The organism is Sporosarcina sp. Y1009 (genome assembly GCF_057669865.1).
This window is the reverse complement of sequence record NZ_JBYHFO010000020.1, coordinates 36,380-54,887: the sequence shown is the minus strand read 5'-3', so window position 1 is coordinate 54,887 and position 18,508 is coordinate 36,380. Positions and strand designations below refer to the sequence as shown.

The 18,508-nt window shown below is 39.0% G+C and carries 19 protein-coding genes, 1 tRNA gene and 1 riboswitch; of the genes, 19 read left to right on the top strand and 1 reads right to left on the bottom strand.

The features are described 5' to 3' along the window. Window positions 1–420: 420 nt before the first annotated feature. The 3 genes from trxA to AC25Y1_RS17400 all read left to right on the top strand — a co-directional run bounded on the left by trxA (window position 421) and on the right by AC25Y1_RS17400 (window position 4,144). The gene (gene trxA, locus AC25Y1_RS17410) at window positions 421–735 is read left to right on the top strand and encodes a thioredoxin (RefSeq protein WP_488149269.1); all 315 of its coding nucleotides are present in this window, start codon (window positions 421–423) and stop codon (window positions 733–735) included. Window positions 736–794: 59 nt separating this feature from the next. Further along, window positions 795–2,579 carry an excinuclease ABC subunit UvrC gene (gene uvrC / locus AC25Y1_RS17405; RefSeq protein ID WP_488149268.1) on the top strand — a complete coding sequence of 595 codons (1,785 nt, stop codon included), beginning with the start codon at window positions 795–797 and terminating at the stop codon, window positions 2,577–2,579. An 80-nt stretch (window positions 2,580–2,659) separates the two neighbouring features. Next, a riboswitch (Lysine riboswitch) is annotated at window positions 2,660–2,835 on the top strand. Window positions 2,836–2,923: 88 nt separating this feature from the next. Further along, window positions 2,924–4,144, top strand: coding sequence for an aspartate kinase (locus AC25Y1_RS17400; protein ID WP_488149267.1), 1,221 nt, complete (start codon window positions 2,924–2,926; stop codon window positions 4,142–4,144). A 45-nt stretch (window positions 4,145–4,189) separates the two neighbouring features. On the opposite strand, the gene AC25Y1_RS17395 is transcribed toward AC25Y1_RS17400, so the two are convergent. Further along, a complete protein-coding gene (locus tag AC25Y1_RS17395; protein ID WP_488149266.1) occupies window positions 4,190–4,603 on the bottom strand; it encodes a YslB family protein in 414 nt (137 codons plus the stop codon). Window positions 4,604–4,813: 210 nt separating this feature from the next. Between AC25Y1_RS17395 and AC25Y1_RS17390 the strand changes: the two genes are divergently transcribed. The 16 genes from AC25Y1_RS17390 (at window position 4,814) to AC25Y1_RS17315 (ending at window position 18,236) form a co-directional block, all read left to right on the top strand. Continuing rightward, window positions 4,814–5,422 (top strand): succinate dehydrogenase cytochrome b558 subunit, encoded by a 609-nt coding sequence (locus AC25Y1_RS17390; protein WP_488149265.1) that lies wholly within the window; start codon window positions 4,814–4,816, stop codon window positions 5,420–5,422. Window positions 5,423–5,481: 59 nt separating this feature from the next. Further along, a complete protein-coding gene (gene sdhA, locus AC25Y1_RS17385) occupies window positions 5,482–7,224 on the top strand; it encodes a succinate dehydrogenase flavoprotein subunit (protein ID WP_488149264.1) in 1,743 nt (580 codons plus the stop codon). 18 nt (window positions 7,225–7,242) lie between these two features. Further along, window positions 7,243–8,049, top strand: coding sequence for a succinate dehydrogenase iron-sulfur subunit (sdhB, locus tag AC25Y1_RS17380; protein ID WP_488149263.1), 807 nt, complete (start codon window positions 7,243–7,245; stop codon window positions 8,047–8,049). A 110-nt stretch (window positions 8,050–8,159) separates the two neighbouring features. After that, window positions 8,160–8,603: an acyl-CoA thioesterase gene (locus AC25Y1_RS17375; RefSeq protein WP_488149262.1), complete on the top strand. Its 444-nt coding sequence runs from the start codon at window positions 8,160–8,162 to the stop codon at window positions 8,601–8,603. A gap of 72 nt (window positions 8,604–8,675) precedes the next feature. Further along, the gene (locus tag AC25Y1_RS17370; RefSeq protein ID WP_172368968.1) at window positions 8,676–8,900 is read left to right on the top strand and encodes a helix-turn-helix domain-containing protein; all 225 of its coding nucleotides are present in this window, start codon (window positions 8,676–8,678) and stop codon (window positions 8,898–8,900) included. A 121-nt stretch (window positions 8,901–9,021) separates the two neighbouring features. After that, window positions 9,022–9,429, top strand: coding sequence for a MarR family winged helix-turn-helix transcriptional regulator (locus tag AC25Y1_RS17365; RefSeq protein ID WP_488149271.1), 408 nt, complete (start codon window positions 9,022–9,024; stop codon window positions 9,427–9,429). A gap of 9 nt (window positions 9,430–9,438) precedes the next feature. Next, window positions 9,439–10,236 carry a glutamate racemase gene (racE, locus tag AC25Y1_RS17360; protein WP_488149261.1) on the top strand — a complete coding sequence of 266 codons (798 nt, stop codon included), beginning with the start codon at window positions 9,439–9,441 and terminating at the stop codon, window positions 10,234–10,236. A 93-nt stretch (window positions 10,237–10,329) separates the two neighbouring features. Beyond that, window positions 10,330–11,091, top strand: coding sequence for a ribonuclease PH (gene rph / locus AC25Y1_RS17355; protein ID WP_488149260.1), 762 nt, complete (start codon window positions 10,330–10,332; stop codon window positions 11,089–11,091). Further along, window positions 11,088–11,696, top strand: coding sequence for an XTP/dITP diphosphatase (locus AC25Y1_RS17350; protein WP_488149259.1), 609 nt, complete (start codon window positions 11,088–11,090; stop codon window positions 11,694–11,696). The genes rph and AC25Y1_RS17350 overlap by 4 nt, the downstream gene beginning before the upstream one ends. 2 nt (window positions 11,697–11,698) lie before the next feature. After that, window positions 11,699–12,193 carry a metallophosphoesterase gene (locus AC25Y1_RS17345; RefSeq protein WP_488149258.1) on the top strand — a complete coding sequence of 165 codons (495 nt, stop codon included), beginning with the start codon at window positions 11,699–11,701 and terminating at the stop codon, window positions 12,191–12,193. Between the two features lie 74 nt (window positions 12,194–12,267). Then, window positions 12,268–12,341: transfer RNA gene (locus tag AC25Y1_RS17340), tRNA-Arg, on the top strand. A 235-nt stretch (window positions 12,342–12,576) separates the two neighbouring features. Beyond that, window positions 12,577–12,843, top strand: a complete 267-nt coding sequence (locus AC25Y1_RS17335) for an ArsR/SmtB family transcription factor (protein WP_488149257.1) — start codon at window positions 12,577–12,579, stop codon at window positions 12,841–12,843. Between the two features lie 186 nt (window positions 12,844–13,029). Then, on the top strand, window positions 13,030–14,163 hold the full coding sequence (locus tag AC25Y1_RS17330; RefSeq protein WP_488149256.1) for an NtaA/DmoA family FMN-dependent monooxygenase: 1,134 nt from the start codon (window positions 13,030–13,032) through the stop codon (window positions 14,161–14,163). A 156-nt stretch (window positions 14,164–14,319) separates the two neighbouring features. After that, complete coding sequence (locus AC25Y1_RS17325; RefSeq protein ID WP_488149255.1) at window positions 14,320–15,321, top strand: LLM class flavin-dependent oxidoreductase; 1,002 nt, start codon at window positions 14,320–14,322, stop codon at window positions 15,319–15,321. 665 nt (window positions 15,322–15,986) lie between these two features. After that, entirely contained in the window at window positions 15,987–17,444 is a 1,458-nt protein-coding gene (locus tag AC25Y1_RS17320; RefSeq protein WP_488149254.1) for a DHA2 family efflux MFS transporter permease subunit, read from the top strand. 657 nt (window positions 17,445–18,101) lie between these two features. Next, a complete protein-coding gene (locus tag AC25Y1_RS17315) occupies window positions 18,102–18,236 on the top strand; it encodes a hypothetical protein (RefSeq protein ID WP_488149272.1) in 135 nt (44 codons plus the stop codon). Window positions 18,237–18,508: the final 272 nt, after the last annotated feature.

Sequence of the window (18,508 nt, the reverse complement as noted above, 5' to 3'; positions counted from 1 at the left end):
AAGTTGACGCGTATGGTCGCCGCCCTCCACTCCAATCAACTCATTTCACTATAATAAGTAAATAAAGAAGTACCATCTTTCAAATGTGGAAATCCATATATAATCTTTGATCTGAAAATCTTGAGAGAAATTATATTTAAAAACAGTAGTTCTTTCACTCTTAAGAAACGTCAACAATCTACCATGAAATCACCAGCGTAGGCGCCTTACAAGTGGTGGCCGGAGCAATAAGACTGATAGTGGTCTTCTATCAGGCTTATTGCGGGAGGCATCCACAAGCGCCGAAGCGAAATTTATAGAACATACCCGATTATTATTATATATAGTACAAATTTACAATCACAGGCATATCTTTCGAGTCTAATTTTAGCGCGTGTTACAATTAGTGTGAAGTTGTAGATAAAAGGAGGAGTTTTTTAAATGGCTATTATTAATGCAAGCGATAATGATTTCGCACAAAACATTGAAGAAGGCGTAGTACTTGTAGATTTCTGGGCACCTTGGTGTGGACCATGTAAAATGATTGCTCCAGTTCTTGAGGAACTTGATGGAGAAATTGAAGGTAAAGCAAAAATTGTTAAAGTAGACGTAGATGAAAACCAAGGAACGGCAAGCAAATACGGCATCATGTCAATTCCAACACTTCTTCTATTCAAAGACGGAGAAATGGTTGACAAAGTTGTTGGTTTCCAACCAAAAGAAGCCCTTGCTCAACTGATCGAAAAACACGCGTAACAAGTATTCAAAACTGGGTTCCTCTATAGGTTCCCAGTTTTTTAGTAGGTGAAATTAGAATGAATGACTATATAAAAGAAAAACTGGCCATCTTGCCTGATCATCCTGGTTGTTATTTAATGAAGGATCGACAAGGCACGGTTATTTACGTTGGAAAAGCAAAAGTGCTAAAACAACGTGTCCGTAGTTACTTTACAGGTAGTCACGACGGAAAAACACAGCGACTGGTGGCTGAAATTGTTGATTTTGAGACAATTATTACGACATCAGATATAGAAGCGCTCATCCTGGAACTAAATTTAATCAAGCAATATGACCCTAAATACAACATTATGTTAAAAGATGATAAATCTTATCCATACTTAAAAATAACGTCTGAAAAACATCCGAAATTAATTATCACAAGGACTGTTAAAAAAGATAAAGGAAAGTACTTTGGACCCTATCCAAATGCTTTCGCAGCCACTGAAACGAAAAAACTTCTGGATCGAATTTATCCATATCGAAAATGTGAAGTTTTACCTAACCGTGCATGTTTGTACTACCATCTAGGACAATGTCTTGCACCTTGTATTAACGAAGTTGAAGATGACGCTTATAAAGATATGATTTTGAATATAACCCGTTTTTTAAACGGTGGATATAAAGAAGTGAAAAAAGAATTAACTGGAAAAATGACTGCAGCTGCAGAAGCACTTGAATTTGAACGTGCGAAAGAATTTCGAGATCAAATTACAAACATTGAAATGGTTATGGAAAAACAAACGATGACCATGAATGATTTTACGGATCGAGATATTTTTGGCTATGCGGTAGACAATGGATGGATGTGTGTCCAAGTGTTTTTTGTGCGGCAAGGGAAGTTAATAGAACGCGATGTTTCTATTTTTCCGCTTTATCAAGATCCAGATCAGGAAATGCTGACATTTATTGGTCAATTTTATGCCAAGTCGAATCATATAAAACCAAAAGAAGTTTTACTCCCTTCAACAGTTGATGCTCAAATCGTTCATCAATTACTGGGAGTAAATGTATATATCCCGCAAAGAGGAAAAAAGAAAAGTCTGGTAGACCTTGCCAGCAAAAACGCGAAGATTTCCTTGTCGGAAAAGTTTCAATTGATAGAACGTCAGGAATCTCGAACAATTGGCGCATGTGAAGCACTTGGAGAAGCGATGAATATCGCGGTGCCATTTCGTATAGAAGCTTTTGACAATTCGCATACGTACGGAGCAGATCCAGTTTCTGCAATGGTGTCGTTTGTTGACGGAAAACCTAATCGAAAAGATTATCGTAAATATAAAACGAAAACGGCAGCTATGCATGATGATTATGGTGCCATGCGTGAAGTTGTTCGTCGTCGTTATATTCGTGTATTGAAAGAAGGATTACCATTACCAGATTTAATCGTCATTGATGGTGGAAAAGGACATATGGAAGTTGCGCGTAGTGTGATTGAAGATGAACTGGGGTTGTCAATTCCAATTGCAGGTCTTGCAAAGGATGATAAACACCAAACATCTCAACTGCTCTATGGGAATCCAATCGAGAAAATTCCGTTGAAAAGTAACAGCGAAGCCTTTTATCTGTTGCAACGTATTCAAGATGAAGTGCATCGTTTTGCGATTACTTTTCACAGACAACGAAGAGGTGCAAATTCAATTACTTCTGCACTCGATGACATTCCTGGTGTGGGTCCAAAGAGAAAAACGCAATTGCTCACACATTTTGGTTCAGTAAAAAAAATTCGAGAAGCATCATCTTCAGAGCTTCAAAAAGCGGGAATCCCGCAGAAGTTGGCTGAATCGATTGAAACCCATTTTCAAGAAAAATTTGCAAAGTGAAAAATAGTGTGATAAAGTGAATGCACTGAATTTTTTTCACTAGTTGAAGTTTATTCAACCAAAAAAGAATAACCCCTCTTAGTGAGGATAGAGGTGCGAATGCAAAGAGTATATTCCATGAAGGTGACAGCCTAATGACTGGAATTGAAAGGTGTATTTGCCGAAGTGTGTAATTGTCTGTTAGCAATTACCTACTGGATTTTCGTTGAAGAAACGGAGATTTGTCAGGAATATTACCTGGAGAGCTATCCCGAAGGAGACGCTTTTTTAGCGAATCTCAAATCGGATCAGCTCTCATATACATATGAGGGCTGTTTTGCGTACAGGAGAAAGACGGTGGAGTTTTGGAACGAATTGTTATGAAATTTGGTGGAACATCGGTCGCAAACGAAGAAAGAATCGAAAGAGCAGCTGCATTGATTGTCGAAGAAGTTCGCCGAGGCAAACAGGTCGCTGTGGTCGTTTCTGCGATGGGCAAAACGACGGATACATTAGTAGCATTGGCAAACAGTTTAAACCCGACGGCATCACGTAGAGAGCTTGATATGCTGCTATCAACTGGGGAGCAAGTGACTGCTTCTCTACTAGCAATGGCGATTACAGCAAAAGGTATTCCAGCGAATTCATTTACAGGTTGGCAAGCAGGTCTAGAAACCGATTCAGTTCACGGCAATGCGCGAATTGAAAAAGTTAACCCTGAAAAAGTGTTAAATCTACTTGAGGGTGGTGGGGTCGCTGTCATAACAGGGTTTCAAGGAATTGATAAACAAAATGAGTTAACGACACTTGGACGTGGAGGTTCTGATACAAGCGCAGTTGCCATCGCAATTTCACTCGAAGCAACTTGTTGTGACATTTATACAGATGTTGAAGGCGTCTTTACCACAGATCCACGAATGATTGAGAGTGCCAGCAAGCTTGTTGAAATATCCTATGATGAAATGCTTGAACTTGCGAATTTAGGGGCAGGGGTTCTTCATCCCAGAGCGATTGAATTTGCTAAAAATCATAACTTAGTGCTTCGTGTACGACCCGCACATATGGAAGGTTCAGGGACTGTTATTAGGGAGGAAATTGAAATGGAAAATAATCTGATTGTACGTGGTGTCGCTTTTGAGAAAGAGATTGTTCGTATTACGGTGATGTACGATGTTCCATACAATGGCTCACTAGCAAATGTTTTTACAAAACTTGCTGAACATCATATTAACGTTGACATAATCGTTCAAACAATTATGGAAGGCGAACAACCATCTGTTTCCTTTTCGATCAAAAATGAAGACTTTGCAGAAGCGATAAATGTTTTAGAATTGCATAAAAGTGAACTCGGTTATCGTAGAGCAGATTACGAAGTTGGATTAGCAAAAGTATCGATTGTCGGCAGCGGAATGGTCTCGAATCCAGGGGTTGCAGCCAAAATGTTCGATAATCTTCGAAATGCTTCTGTCCCTATAAAAATGGTCAGTACATCGGAAATCAAAGTTTCCGTCGTTATTCCAGGATCTGATATGGAAAAGGCGGTAACGGTATTACATGAAGGATTCGATCTTTCCAAAGTATACTAATTAAAAAGGGGGAAGCATCTTGAATGAGAAGCTTCCCCCATTTTATTACATTTTCATTTTTAAGTCCCATTTCACGTGAAATTTAACAAATTCACCTTTATGGTTTTGTTCGGCAAAACATTCAGTGAGTAATCCATTTACTTTCTGGTATTGCTCGGCTATAAAGCCAGACTCCAAATGAAAAGTGCGTTCTTGAATTTTCAATGAATAGGAATCATTTGTGAGTTTATAAAACGCCTCATTTTTAGAAAGCTTTTCAAGCGTTAACGTTCCCCATCCAGCTTCAATGAAAAATGTTGGGATCTCGTCGGTGGTGAAAATAGGAAATTTCCGTGCGACTTCTTTTCCAGCCCAATAGAGTATTTCGCTTTCGTTTTTACCAAGGATACTCGGCAAAACATGGTCTCGTATAATCTCGTAACCGAATCGAGTAGGCGTACCACTATTATTTGTTGTCATTTTCTGCATACAATCCTTCCAAAAAAATGCTAGTTCGATAGTAAAGTGAAATGTTAGAATTAAGGACATCTTGACCTCGTCAAAACAGAGGAGTACAATAGATATGTCATATTATTGTAACATGAAGAGGGTTTCGGTCAACGGTTCTTCATGAACTTTTGGTGTCGAACACGTACTTGAGGTCCTCAGTAATAAGGGAGGGTAAAAGATTTGGTAAGAGAATCGGATTTTTACATTCGTCGTCTACATTCGTTGCTTGGAATTATTCCAGTTGGACTTTTTTTAGTACAACACTTGGTTATTAACCATTTTGCAACACGCGGTCCTGATGCATTTAACGCAGCATCAGATTTTATGGGGAATTTGCCATTTGTGCTCTTTCTTGAATGGTTCATTATCTACATCCCATTGATGCTTCATGCGTTTTACGGTGTCTACATATCATTTACATTTAAAAGCAACGTCAAGAAGTATGGTACATTCCGTAACTGGATGTTCTTCTGGCAGCGTGTTACTGGTGTATTCTTAGTGGTGTTCATCGCATGGCACATCTGGGAAACTAGAATTCAAAAAGCACTTGGCGCTGATGTAGACTTCAATATGATGGCTGACATTTTAGACAATCCATTTATGCTTGCATTTTATATTGCAGGTGTGATTGCAGCGACATTCCATCTATCAAACGGACTATGGGGTTTTCTAGTTACTTGGGGAATTACACAATCACCGCGCGCACAAAAAATCGTGGCTTATATTACAATTGGAGTGTTCATAATCCTTTCTGTAATTGGTGTACAAGCTTTACTCGCATTTACTTAAAATTGATTTAACTAAAAGGATTTTATGAGATTATTTATACTTTGAGGAGTGAAACATTAATGGCAAAAGGCAGAATGATTATTGTCGGCGGCGGCCTTGCTGGCTTGATGGCAACCATCAAAGCAGCTGAAGAAGGCGTTGCGGTTGACCTGTTTTCACTTGTTCCGGTTAAACGTTCCCACTCCGTATGTGCTCAGGGCGGCATTAACGGTGCAGTTAACACGAAAGGGGAAGGTGATTCACCTGCAATCCATTTCGATGATACTGTATACGGGGGAGACTTTCTCGCGAACCAACCACCTGTACAAGCAATGACAGACGCGGCTCCAGAAATTATTCACTTAATGGACCGTATGGGTGTAATGTTCAACCGTACGCCAGAAGGGCTTTTGGATTTCAGACGTTTTGGAGGAACATTACATCACCGTACAGCATTCGCTGGTGCAACAACGGGACAACAACTTTTATACGCATTAGATGAACAAGTTCGACGTTTTGAAGTTGAAGGACTTGTTCAAAAATACGAAAACTGGGAATTCCTTGGTATAATTCTTGATGACGAAGGCATTTGCCGAGGCATTAAAGCACAGAATATGCACACGATGGAAATCGAAGCATTCAAAGGTGATTCAGTTATTATGGCTACTGGTGGACCGGGTATTATCTTCGGAAAATCAACAAACTCAGTCATTAATACAGGGTCAGCAGCATCGATTGTTTATCAACAAGGTGCACATTACGCAAACGGAGAATTTATCCAAATTCATCCGACAGCAATTCCTGGAGATGACAAACTTCGTCTCATGAGTGAATCTGCACGTGGTGAAGGTGGACGAGTTTGGACATATAAAGATGGGAAACCATGGTATTTCTTGGAAGAAAAGTATCCAGCATACGGAAACTTAGTACCGCGTGATGTTGCAACACGTGAAATTTTCGACGTCTGTGTCAATCAAAAGCTCGGTATTAATGGTGAAAACATGGTTTACCTAGATCTTTCACATAAGGATCCAAAAGAGCTTGACATTAAGCTTGGTGGAATCATAGAAATCTACGAGAAATTTACTGGTGACGATCCACGTAAAGTTCCGATGAAAATATTCCCGGCAGTTCACTATTCAATGGGTGGTCTTTGGGTTGACTATGATCAACAGACGAATATTCCTGGATTATTCGCAGCAGGAGAATGTGATTATTCACAACATGGTGCAAACCGTCTTGGTGCTAACTCACTTCTATCCGCAATTTATGGTGGAATGGTTGCAGGACCAAATGCCGTGAAATACATGAAAGGCCTTGAAAAAACTGCTGAAGAAATTCCTTCATCGGTATTCGACTTGGCGATTAAAGATGAGCAACAGAAGTGGGACGATACCCTTAAAATGAACGGTACGGAAAACGCTTACCTTCTTCATAAAGAACTTGGTGAGTGGATGACAAACAACGTAACAGTCGTTCGTTATAATGACCGTCTGGAAGAAACTGATGCAAAAATTGTTGAGCTTCTTGAAAGATATGAAAATATCAATATGACTGATACTCAACTATGGTCAAACCAAGGCGCAACTTTTACGCGTCAACTTAAGAATATGTTATACTTAGCACGAGTTATCACTATCGGAGCACTTCAACGTAATGAAAGTCGCGGTGCGCACTATAAACCGGACTTCCCTGAACGTGACGACGAGAACTTTATGAAAACAACGATGGCGAAATTTGATGGAGAGTCAGCACCAATTATTCACTATGAAGACATTGACGTATCCATAATCCCGCCGCGTAAACGTGATTATACTTCCTAGAAAGGAGAATGACATATAATGAGCGAACAAAATACTGCAGTTCAAGAACGTACTGAGCAGGAGACGCAAAAAACAATTCAATTTGAGATTTTTCGTCAAGATACAGCTGAGTCAAAACCCTATTGGGAAAGCTTTGAAATTGACTACAGACCCAATATGAACGTAATTTCCGGTTTAATGGAAATTCAACGTAACCCAGTGAATGCTGACGGCAAGAAAACCACGCCTGTTAGCTGGGAAATGGTATGTCTAGAAGAAGTTTGTGGTGCATGTTCAATGGTCATTAACGGTCGTCCACGTCAATCGTGTACTGCTTTAGTTGATAAGTTAGAACAGCCCATTAGACTTGAACCGATGAAAACATTCCCTGTCGTTCGCGACCTTGTCGTTGATAGAAACGTGATGTTTGATTCATTGAAAAAGATTAAAGCATGGGTTCCAATCGATGGAACGTATGATCTTGGTGAAGGACCTCGTATGCCTGAACGCAAGCGTCAATGGGCTTATGAACTTTCAAAATGTATGACATGTGGTGTTTGTCTAGAAGCATGTCCTAACGTGAACGATCAAACGAACTTTATGGGAGCTGCACTTATCTCTCAAGTACGTCTATTCAATACGCATCCAACAGGTGCTATGAACAAAGATGAGCGACTAGAAGCATTGATGACTGATGGTGGGATTGCAGAATGTGGAAACTCACAAAACTGTGTGGTTGCATGTCCTAAAGGAATTCCGCTTACTACTTCAATCGCAGCGATGAACCGTGCAACATCTGTTCAAATGTTCAAAAACTTCTTCGGAAGCGATCATATGGTCGACTAAGAGAATTCTATAAACCTACTTCGCTAACGAATGCGAAGTAGGTTTTTTTTGTGTATTATCTGTTATTATGAAAACATGACGATCAATACATAGAAATGAGGAATATTAATATGAAGGCGAATTATATAGAGGATTTTGAAACATGGAAAGAGGAATTTATTTTTTTTGCACCGCTAACCGTCCGTTTTTCAGATATCGATATGTACGGGATCGTGAACAATGCCATAACGATTTCATATATGGAGTATGCGAGAATAGAATTCTTTAAAAGTATTGGGTTTATGGATGAATGGCTAGATCCAAAAGGTGAGAAAATACCGGTAGTAGCAGATGTCCAGTGCGATTACTTAAAACCAATTACATATAATGAAAAACTAGAAATTTACGTTAAATCAAATGCAGTTAATAATTCTTCTGTAGATATTCACTACATGGCAAAAAATGAAAACGGTGAAATAGTCTTTGTGGGAAGAGGTGTTTTAGTCCAGATTAATCGTAAAACTGGAAAAGGAACTGCTTGGAGTGAAAAAGAAAAGTCGCTTTTTGTCGGTTAACTGGGTTAGAGCCGTCACGACATTGTCCTTACTGACATATTTTAAGGTGAAAGTGGATAGGAGGGGCGCGTCTTGACAGATGAACCAAAACACCGCTCGTTGCTAACGGGTAGAGAGCGAGAAATCTTCAATTTGCTCATCAATGACTTCACGACAAAAGATATCGCAGGACGGCTCGGTATTAGCGAAAAGACTGTTCGAAATCACATCTCCAACACGATTCAAAAGCTTGGGGTTTCGGGTAGAGCGCAAGCGATTATCGAGTTATTACGGCTTGGTGAATTGCATTTGCGTTAAAATGAGTTGCCATACCGGGAGAAAAAGGGGACAATAGAAGTAGTAATTGTTATCAGGGAGTTGGTTAGCTTTGGCGGAACGGAAGACATCAAAGAAGCATGATGTAATAGAAGTAGCCCATATGGAAAAAGAACTTCGATATATTGCAGCAATCATTAAACATAGCGGAAGAAAAATATTAAAAAACTATACAATTACTCCACCGCAATTCATTGCGCTACAATGGCTGTTTGAACACGGCGATATGACAATTGGTGACTTGTCGAATAAGATGTATCTCGCCTTCAGTACGACGACTGATCTTGTCGATCGTATGGAGAAAAATAATCTTGTAAAACGAGTACGTGACGATAAAGACCGTCGTGTCGTTAGAATCCATCTTCTTGAAGAAGGAAAACGTGTGATTGAAGAGGTCATTGATAAGCGGCGTGATTATTTAAATTCGGTGTTAGCCAATTTTGAAGAAGATGAAGTTAAACAATTCTCTAACCTGCTAACAAAATTGCACAAAGAGATGAAGTGGGATTGAGGGATTAAAGTGGAAGGACCAATCGGAATTATCGATTCGGGTGTCGGCGGACTGACCGTCGTCAAAGAATTACGAATTAAATTGCCTTATGAGTCAATCATCTATATAGGAGATGATAAGCGTTGTCCTTATGGGCCGCGTCCTGCTGAAGAAGTTCGGCAGTTTACAATTGAAATGGCATCAGCACTTTCAAGAATGGGCATTAAAATGCTTGTGATAGCTTGTAATACAGCAACAGCCGTTGCGTTAAATGACGTACGCGAATTATTCGATTTTCCGGTCATCGGCGTTATTGTGCCTGGTGCACGTGCAGCGTTGGCCACTTCAGATACGAAGAAAATTGCAGTTCTAGGAACGGCTGGAACGATTAAGAGCGGTGCATATCGTAATGAAATTACACATCAATCCCCAACAGCGACGGTTATTTCGCTTGCATGTCCGGAATTTGTTCCACTGGTAGAAAGTGGTCAATACAAGACTGATTATGCAAGCATTGTCGTTGAACAAACGTTGAGTGATTTAGCTGGAAATGATTTTGATACAGCCATTTTAGGTTGTACGCATTATCCACTTCTTGAAGAACATATTAAAAAGAGTCTTCCAGCGAATGTGAATGTAATTTCATCTGCGGTTGAAACCGTGCATGATATAGAGAGTGTATTAAACGATAATTCTCTTGTAAATGAAACGAAACAATATATTGAACCAATTTTTTATACGACGGGTTTACAATCTACTTTTCAAGCAATTGTTAGTGATTGGTTACGAATTGAAAATCCTGATGTACGACAGTTAACATTAACATAAAACCCGGGATGTCTATTTTGGACGTCCGGGTTTTTGTATTGATGAAATTAGGTTATGATAGAGGTAAGATTAATTATTTATGGAGGCTATTTAATGACAAGATATGATGGAAGAGCAACAGGAGAGCTTAGACCGGTAACGATTGAAAAAGACTATTTAATTCATCCAGAAGGTTCGGTGCTTATCACCGTTGGAAACACAAAAGTAATTTGTACAGCTTCGATTGAAAACCGTGTACCGCACTTCCTACGAGGTAGTGGAAAAGGATGGGTTACGGCAGAGTATTCCATGTTACCGCGTGCTACAGGGCAGCGTACGCAGCGTGAAGCGACACGTGGTAAGTTAGGCGGTCGGACTATGGAAATCCAACGACTGATTGGACGAGCTATGCGCACTGTTGTCGACCTAGATGTAATTGGTGAACGAACAATTTGGGTGGACTGTGATGTGATCCAAGCTGACGGTGGGACAAGAACTGCATCGATTACAGGTGCTTTCGTCGCCATGACAATCGCACTTGCAAAGCTACATGAAGAAAAAGGCTTAGCGAAATTTCCAATTACGCAGTATCTTGCAGCGACAAGTGTTGGTAAAACGACTGAGGACAAGCTTATTCTTGACTTGGATTACATCGAAGATTCATCCGCAGCTGTGGATATGAACGTCGTCATGACAGGTGCTGGAGCATTTGTTGAATTACAAGGGACAGGCGAGGAAGCAACATTTACAAAAGACGAAATGAACGGTCTTGTGTCACTTGCGGAAAGAGGAATTGCAGAACTTATTGGTTACCAGAAAGAAGCACTTGGACCAATTGCTGAGTTAGTTGGTAAAGGCGAAGGTGATGTTTTATGAAAGAAGTAATTATCGCGACGAATAATACGGGTAAGGGGAAAGATTTTGAAGCCTTGTTTACACCGCTTGGAATAAAGGTATTAACATTAAATGATATTGAAGAAGAAATTGATGTTGAAGAAACAGGAACAACATTTGAAGAAAACGCAATTTTAAAAGCAGAAACAGTAGCGAAAATACTTGGTAAAACGGTTATTGCTGATGATAGTGGACTTGAAATCGACGCGCTCGGTGGGGCGCCAGGCGTTTATTCTGCACGATTCTCAGGACCTGACAGTACAGATAGTAAAAACATTGATAAAGCGCTTAGAGAGCTTGCTAACATTGATAATGACCAACGCACTGCGCGGTTCCGATGTGTTCTTGCAATCGCAGGACCAAATATTGAAACGGAAACATTTTCAGGAAGTTGTGAAGGCTCTATTTTAACGAAACGACAAGGAAATAATGGATTCGGCTATGATCCGATTTTTTATGTCCCGAGTAAAAAAAGGTCTATGGCTGAATTATCACCAGAAGAAAAAGGGCAAATTTCTCATAGAGGAAATGCGCTTGAAAAACTTCAAGTAAAATTACCGCAATTAATAAAGAAAGTAGGTTCTTAACTATGAAAATCATTGTGATGAGTGATTCTCACGGGGACAGGGAAACGGTAAAAGCCGTTTCTTCATTATCAGCTGATGCACATTTCCACTGCGGAGATAGCGAATTACCGTTTGAAGACGAACTATTGGTATCGATGAATCGAGTTAGGGGAAATTGCGATTTTGATTCTAATTTTCCGAAAGAAGTTTTTAAATCAGTGGGCGGCAAAACAATTCTTGCTGTGCACGGCCATGAACATAATATTAAAAGTTCATTAATGGAATTGTATTACCGCGCAAAGGAAAAAGATGCCGACATCGTAATATTTGGGCATTCCCATTTATACGGCGCTGAAATGAAAGATGGAATATTATTTGTAAATCCTGGCAGCACAATAGCGCCAAGAGGCGGTAAAGAGGCTACATACGCAGTTATCGAGTGGAATGAAAACCTAAACGTTACCTTCAAAAATATGGATCACGAAGTGGTAAACACTGTGGAAGTAAAAATGTTTTAAAATAGTGTTGACATTCTATTTTGTCCTGCCTATAATAGAACTTGTCGCAACAATACCAGTTGTTGTAAACACTTGTCTCAGTAGCTCAGCTGGATAGAGCAACAGCCTTCTAAGCTGTGGGTCGGGGGTTCGAATCCCTCCTGGGACGTAATATTAAAAAGTGAAGAGTACCTGTGCGACATTGAGTTCTGAATTCGATGTTGCATAGGTGCTTTTTTTAAGCTCAATTTCTACAACCGTGCCAAATTATTGAACGAGAACTTAAGGCTTGTGGATGAATATCATTTAAGTTTATTTTGTTGACAAAGATTTGAAGAATCTATAACCTTATTTCTATAAGCATCGAAACAAGAGTGGAAAGGGTGGTTGATGTGAACGATGAAATGGTAGTGAAAATTTATAAAGCACTGGGTGAACCTACTCGTTTACAAATCGTGAAGATATTGGATTCCAAATCGCATATGGCTTGTATGGATATGATCGATGAATTGGAAATTAACTCCAACTCGACCTTAACACATCATTTGAAAATATTGATTGATGCTGGCTTGGTCTCTGTAAGAAAAGAAGGCACTTATCGTTACTATAGTGTTAGTCGTGATTTAATAGAGAAATATGCACCAATCTTAGTTCAAGAAAAAGTTCTTTAGTTTATAATTTACAACTATCTACTTTATTTACATATTTGTAGAAATAAGTTGCCTTAGTATTTTCTACTCTATATTTTGATGTTCATAGAAATATGATTGATTCTTATAAATTACTTGCCGAAGAATTCTTAGATGAGAATACGATTCCATAATAAATCATTACAACTATGAAAGAGGGTTCACTCAATGAATAATAGAAAAAAATTAAAATTAGGTGCTGTGCTTGAAGGTGTTGGCTGGAACTATATGGGATGGAGACATCCAGAAATGCCTGCCGATGCGAGTGAAAATATTGACCACTATGTAAAACAGGCAAAGATCGCAGAAACTGCAAAATTTGATACGCTATTTTTAATCGATGTGAGCCATATTGGACCAGGGAATATTCCGCATTACTTGAGTTTTTTTGAAGGTGTCAGTCTTATGTCGGCTCTTAGTATGGTTACTAAAAACATTGGTCTTTCAGCGACAATTGCTAGTTCGTATGGAGATCCATATACAGCAGCAAGACAAATTTTATCACTAGATAAAATTAGTAAAGGAAGGGCTTCTGTAAATTTAATAACTTCAAATCCCGGGGGACTGGTTAACTTTAGCCGTGGGCACTTGTCAAAAAGTGATTTATATCCCATGCAAAAGGAATTCATGGAAATTGTCTTAGGATTATGGGATACGTATGAAGATGATGCTTTTATACGCGATAAAGCAAGTGGGGTATTTTTGGATCCAAATAAGATGCACGCTTTAAATTATCGAGGAAATTACTTCTCGGTAGATGGTCCATTAAGTATTAGTCGTTCAGCCCAAGGAAGACCAGTACTTTACACAGCAGGTACTTCTACCAATATGATGGAAAATGCTGCAAAGTATACGGACGCAGCCCTTATTCATAATAATACCCTTACTGAAAGCGTGAGAATGGCAACAGAGTTGAAAAGACGAGTAGCCGCAGAAGGGCGATCACCGGAAGATTTTATTGTTGCAGTGGTTGAAAATCCAATCGTAGGTAGAACTGAAAAAGAAGCAGAAGAAAAGTTCAGGGAATTGGAAAGTTTAATGCCTGGTTATAGGATACCAAAACCTAGACTTTTAGGTTCAGCTGAAAAAGTAGCCGATGAAGTTCAGGAATGGTATGAAGCAGGTGCAATGGATCAGCTCTTAATAAAACAAGAGTATCCAACAGGACTACAAGATTTCGCTGATTTAGTCGTTCCGATTTTACAGGACAGAGGCATTTTCCGTACAGAATATGCATCAAATACGTTACGAGGAAATTTAGAAATATCTATCCCAGAACATCGTGATCGTTTTCGAAAGTGAAAATAAAGCTAATCCATGAAGCTATGAAAATTAGTAGATAAAAAGGATAATTATAAAATTAGCATGCTAATAAATTTAGAAGAACAAGGTTACCTATTACAATAATATGTAGTAGGAAGCGAATAGACAATACAAAAAAATATAGAGGTGCATGAAATGACGAAAAATATACCATTAAACGTGCTTGAACTAGTCAGTATATCAGAAGGTCAAACGATAAAGGAAGCATTGGAGCAAGCTTTAGAATCGGCTCAACTGTTAGATAAGCTTGGTTTTAAGAGACTTTGGTTTGCAGAGCACCATAACACGAAAACTTTGGCATCCATGGCAACTTCCAACCTTATTGGACTGGCTGCACAGGTGACGGAAAAAATACGTGTGGGCTCAGGCGGTATTATGCTGCCCAACCATGCTCCGCTCCAGGTAGCCGAGAGTTTTGGCACAATTGCCCAATTGTTTCCTGATAGAATTGATCTAGGACTTGGACGGGCTCCAGGCACCGATGCTCAGACTGCTCAGTTACTTAGTCGTTCCGGTAGTGACCCACAATCTTTTGCTAATTCTATTTATGATCTCATTGGATGGTTCAGCGATGAGGGCTTGGCGCATAGTGTACCTGTAACTTCTAATGTAGGGACAGGCACGAATGTACCAATATGGGTCTTAGGTTCAAGTGTGAATGGCGCCTCGATTGCTGGTCAACTGGGTTTGCCTTTTTCTATTGCCACGCATTTTACCCCGGACAATTATAGAGAGAAGATTGACCTGTATCGTTCGGCATTTAAATCGACAGCACCAACGGCACAAATTGCCGAACCTTATGTCATGGCTGGCATTAACGTGGTTGTTGCTCCAACGGATGAGGAAGCGCAGAGAATTTGGACCACGACACAGCAATTTTTATTGGATATGCAAACTGGAAAACAGCGCTTATTGCAGCCACCTGTGGATCCTGAAGCATTAGGAACAGAACAGGAAAGGGCACTTATGGAATCGATGTTCAGTCTCAAAGCGGTCGGTTCTCCGGAAACAGTACGTAAGAAATTGGAAGAATTTGCGGAACGTAGTGGGGCCGATGAACTGATTGTTGTGACATACGCCTACGATCCGGAAGATAGGAAGCGATCGATGGAGATGCTCGCTGATCTCTGGTTCTAAATCGGTTACGGTTATTACAGATTCGAGTTAACTGTTAATCATTTAATAGTGGGTATTCCTATAAGTTGGCCCCATAGTTGCTGTTACAATATACGTCGTAGGATATATCTATTTTTGGGTTCAGTACAGAATGGTTGATAATGTGTTAGATAGGTTGAGCTTCAACTCACAAATTTACATTTATTTGAAATGCTTTTCCGTAAACTGGTGCTTTAACAAAAGAAGGAGTTGTCATTTCCGCAATTCATATCGCTTGTTGTGCTAAATGACAGGATTCTTGAAGAATGAATATAAAATAGTATAAGAAGGATCGTTAGGTAACATCAAATAGCATCGAGTTATAATTAATAATTGTTACTAGTGATACACGTAATTCTTTTAATTCTTTTTATAATTAACATTATGTTACTATTTAATTAGCCTACTAAATATTCATTGAAAGTGAGTTTTGCTAGTGATCAATAATGAAATACGTGACACATTGATAAAATATCCTCTCAAGGCAATGTTTAGAATTGTTAGGGGAACTAGATCTTCATGTCGGGCAAGATAATTTATTATGCAAACTATGGAAATAGGGCGAGATAAAACAGATGCAATTAACGGAACTATTGAATTGTGAGCTTTCCTAAATAAGTGTTATGTTGAAAAGGGGATTTGTTTAATTGAACGAACAAGAAAAAGATCAGTTTAAAAAAGGGCCGATTTTAACAGTCCTTTTAATTGGGGCAATCGCAGCAATTTTAAATCAAACGGTGCTAAACGTTGCATTGCCAACTTTAACAACGGAATTTAATGTGTCATCGACAACTGCGCAATGGTTGATCACACTATATATGTTGGTGAATGGTGTTTTTATTCCAGTGACGGCATTTTTAATGGCTCGCTTTTCAACACGTCAGCTGTTTTTCACCTCAATGATTGTTTTTTCAATTGGGACGTTATTATGTGGGGCAGCATCAAGTTTTGCGCTTCTTTTAACGGGGCGCGTTATACAAGCAATTGGAGCCGGAATCGTCATGCCGCTCTTAATAAGCGTGGTGTTTCGGCTTTTTCCAATGGAGAAACGCGGCGCGGCTATGGGAATTGTTGGGGTAGCAATTATGATTGCGCCCGCATTGGGTCCGACACTTTCAGGTTTCTTAATTACAACTTTATCATGGCGCTATATCTTCTTCGCCATTTTGCCATTTTCACTCGCAGCCTTAATCGGATCTTTCTTTGTGCTGAAAAATGTTTCAGAGCCGACACCTGCTAAACTCGATATTATAGGCGTTATTACGTCAACATTCGGCTTCGGCGGTATTTTATACGGGTTTGGTATTGCGGGAAAAGCGGGTTGGGGAAGTATGACTGTTATGATTTCTCTAGCGATTGGCGTCATCTCCCTATTCTTATTTGTTGTGAGACAACTGAATACAGAAGAACCGCTTATTGATTTGAAAATATTTAAATCAATCGAATTTACATTTTCTGTTGTGATTACTTTCTTTGTAAATGGCGTTACGTATGCAACAATGATTTTAATCCCCATTTACTTGCAAAATAATCGTGGAATGACCGCATTAGAATCGGGTTTATTCCTTTTACCAGGCAGTATTGCCATGGCGATTATGTCACCTATCGCGGGAAGAATGTATGATCGATATGGAATCAAATGGATAGGCATATTTGGAACAGTCGTACTTGTTGGAACGACCGCAGTCTACACCAACTTGAATTTTACATCTGGAATTGTATTCCTCGCATTTATTTACGTGGTTCGGTCGATTGGGGTAACTTTCTTACTGATGCCGCTTACGACAGCGGGCTTAAATTCATTAAAGAGTGATCTATACGGGGATGGTACGGCCATGCAAAACACAATTCAGGCCATTGCGGGGGCAATTGGAACGGCTGTCATGATCACTATTATGACGACACAAACGAATTTATTCGTGGAGAAAACAGCTAAAGGAAGTATGACGCCGAAGCAGTTGAGTGGGATTTCGACGGATGGATTACTACATGGGATTAACAGTGCGTTCTTAGGGGCGACAACATTTGGTGTGATTGCGCTCATCGCGATGATTCTATTGGCTATATCGATTCATAAAAGAAATAAAAAATCATTCATTGGCTAAAGGGTCTTGTAAAAAAGATAGATTTTGTGAATGTATGTTAAACATGGATAAATGATTGAAAGGGTACCGTCAGGAAAATGAGGATTTACAACGCTAAACCCATTTCAGGCAAAAAGTATAAAAGAACGTTGCAAAAATGATATCAGTAAATAAATACTCTAATCAATAAAAGACTTATTTAGAGTCAATTCATCATCATTAGTAGTTGTAGGATAACTTTATGACCACTTTAATTTTTTGTTCCATGTAAACATACGAACTGGAGTTAGTATAAACGCAGAATCCTTATATCTAAAGTAAACTTTGCATATATATCTTCCTATTTAATGCGTTGAGTGATGGGCGGCATGATGTAAGTGTTAATAGTCGCTCCCAGTTGCTTTTCTTCATAGCTATACCTCTATTGCCACTATGAAAACTTGCAATTGCATCAACCCTTTCTGCTGCGGGCACTCGACACTTCCAGGTTCAACTGAATCGTTCTGTTGTGAACCTTGGCGATGAATTATATTACAAAGTTTTTATTGTTTTACTGATATATGCAAGGTTAGCGGTACACAAATAAGGTTTACTTCAGTAAAATGAGGTATATTATATTTGTTGAATAGATTCTCTTTAAGACAAGAAAAGTAGGTGAACAAAGTGGGGAAATATCAATTGGATAACAAAGGTAAGGCAGCTGTGACAAAGTATCATGAAAAAAACAAGCCTGCCAAATTTGATAAAAAGCAGCAACTTGAAAAAATACGTGCGGAGTATTTGAAAAAGAAGCAAAAACAAACAGAAAAATAATAGGAAGATAGATCTTCAAAATTATCAAAAATAGACCAATGGTAAAAGGCTATTTTAGAATTAGTGATGGTATAACATTTGTTTAAGTATTTAATATATATAATTTGAATATTTAAAGAGGATCAAAGTTAAATCATTATTTTAGTCAGAGAGGTAGAGCAATCTATCTCATTTTTATATTGTGATAGGGTCGGTATCCGAAAAGTTTGCAATGTTTATACTAAAACATAGTCGACTTACACGCACCAAAATTGATTTTGACATTGATACGA

What these genes read in the sequence shown, in the direction of transcription:
- AC25Y1_RS17330 (WP_488149256.1), top strand. Translation starts at nt 13,030, where the DNA reads ATGAATAATAGAAAAAAATTAAAATTAGGTGCTGTGCTTGAAGGTGTT.
- sdhB (WP_488149263.1), top strand. Translation starts at nt 7,243, where the DNA reads ATGAGCGAACAAAATACTGCAGTTCAAGAACGTACTGAGCAGGAGACG.
- AC25Y1_RS17395 (WP_488149266.1), bottom strand. Translation starts at nt 4,603, where the DNA reads ATGACAACAAATAATAGTGGTACGCCTACTCGATTCGGTTACGAGATT.
- AC25Y1_RS17335 (WP_488149257.1), top strand. Translation starts at nt 12,577, where the DNA reads ATGGTAGTGAAAATTTATAAAGCACTGGGTGAACCTACTCGTTTACAA.
- AC25Y1_RS17350 (WP_488149259.1), top strand. Translation starts at nt 11,088, where the DNA reads ATGAAAGAAGTAATTATCGCGACGAATAATACGGGTAAGGGGAAAGAT.
- AC25Y1_RS17325 (WP_488149255.1), top strand. Translation starts at nt 14,320, where the DNA reads ATGACGAAAAATATACCATTAAACGTGCTTGAACTAGTCAGTATATCA.
- trxA (WP_488149269.1), top strand. Translation starts at nt 421, where the DNA reads ATGGCTATTATTAATGCAAGCGATAATGATTTCGCACAAAACATTGAA.
- sdhA (WP_488149264.1), top strand. Translation starts at nt 5,482, where the DNA reads ATGGCAAAAGGCAGAATGATTATTGTCGGCGGCGGCCTTGCTGGCTTG.
- rph (WP_488149260.1), top strand. Translation starts at nt 10,330, where the DNA reads ATGACAAGATATGATGGAAGAGCAACAGGAGAGCTTAGACCGGTAACG.
- AC25Y1_RS17375 (WP_488149262.1), top strand. Translation starts at nt 8,160, where the DNA reads ATGAAGGCGAATTATATAGAGGATTTTGAAACATGGAAAGAGGAATTT.
- AC25Y1_RS17345 (WP_488149258.1), top strand. Translation starts at nt 11,699, where the DNA reads ATGAAAATCATTGTGATGAGTGATTCTCACGGGGACAGGGAAACGGTA.
- AC25Y1_RS17365 (WP_488149271.1), top strand. Translation starts at nt 9,022, where the DNA reads ATGGAAAAAGAACTTCGATATATTGCAGCAATCATTAAACATAGCGGA.
- uvrC (WP_488149268.1), top strand. Translation starts at nt 795, where the DNA reads ATGAATGACTATATAAAAGAAAAACTGGCCATCTTGCCTGATCATCCT.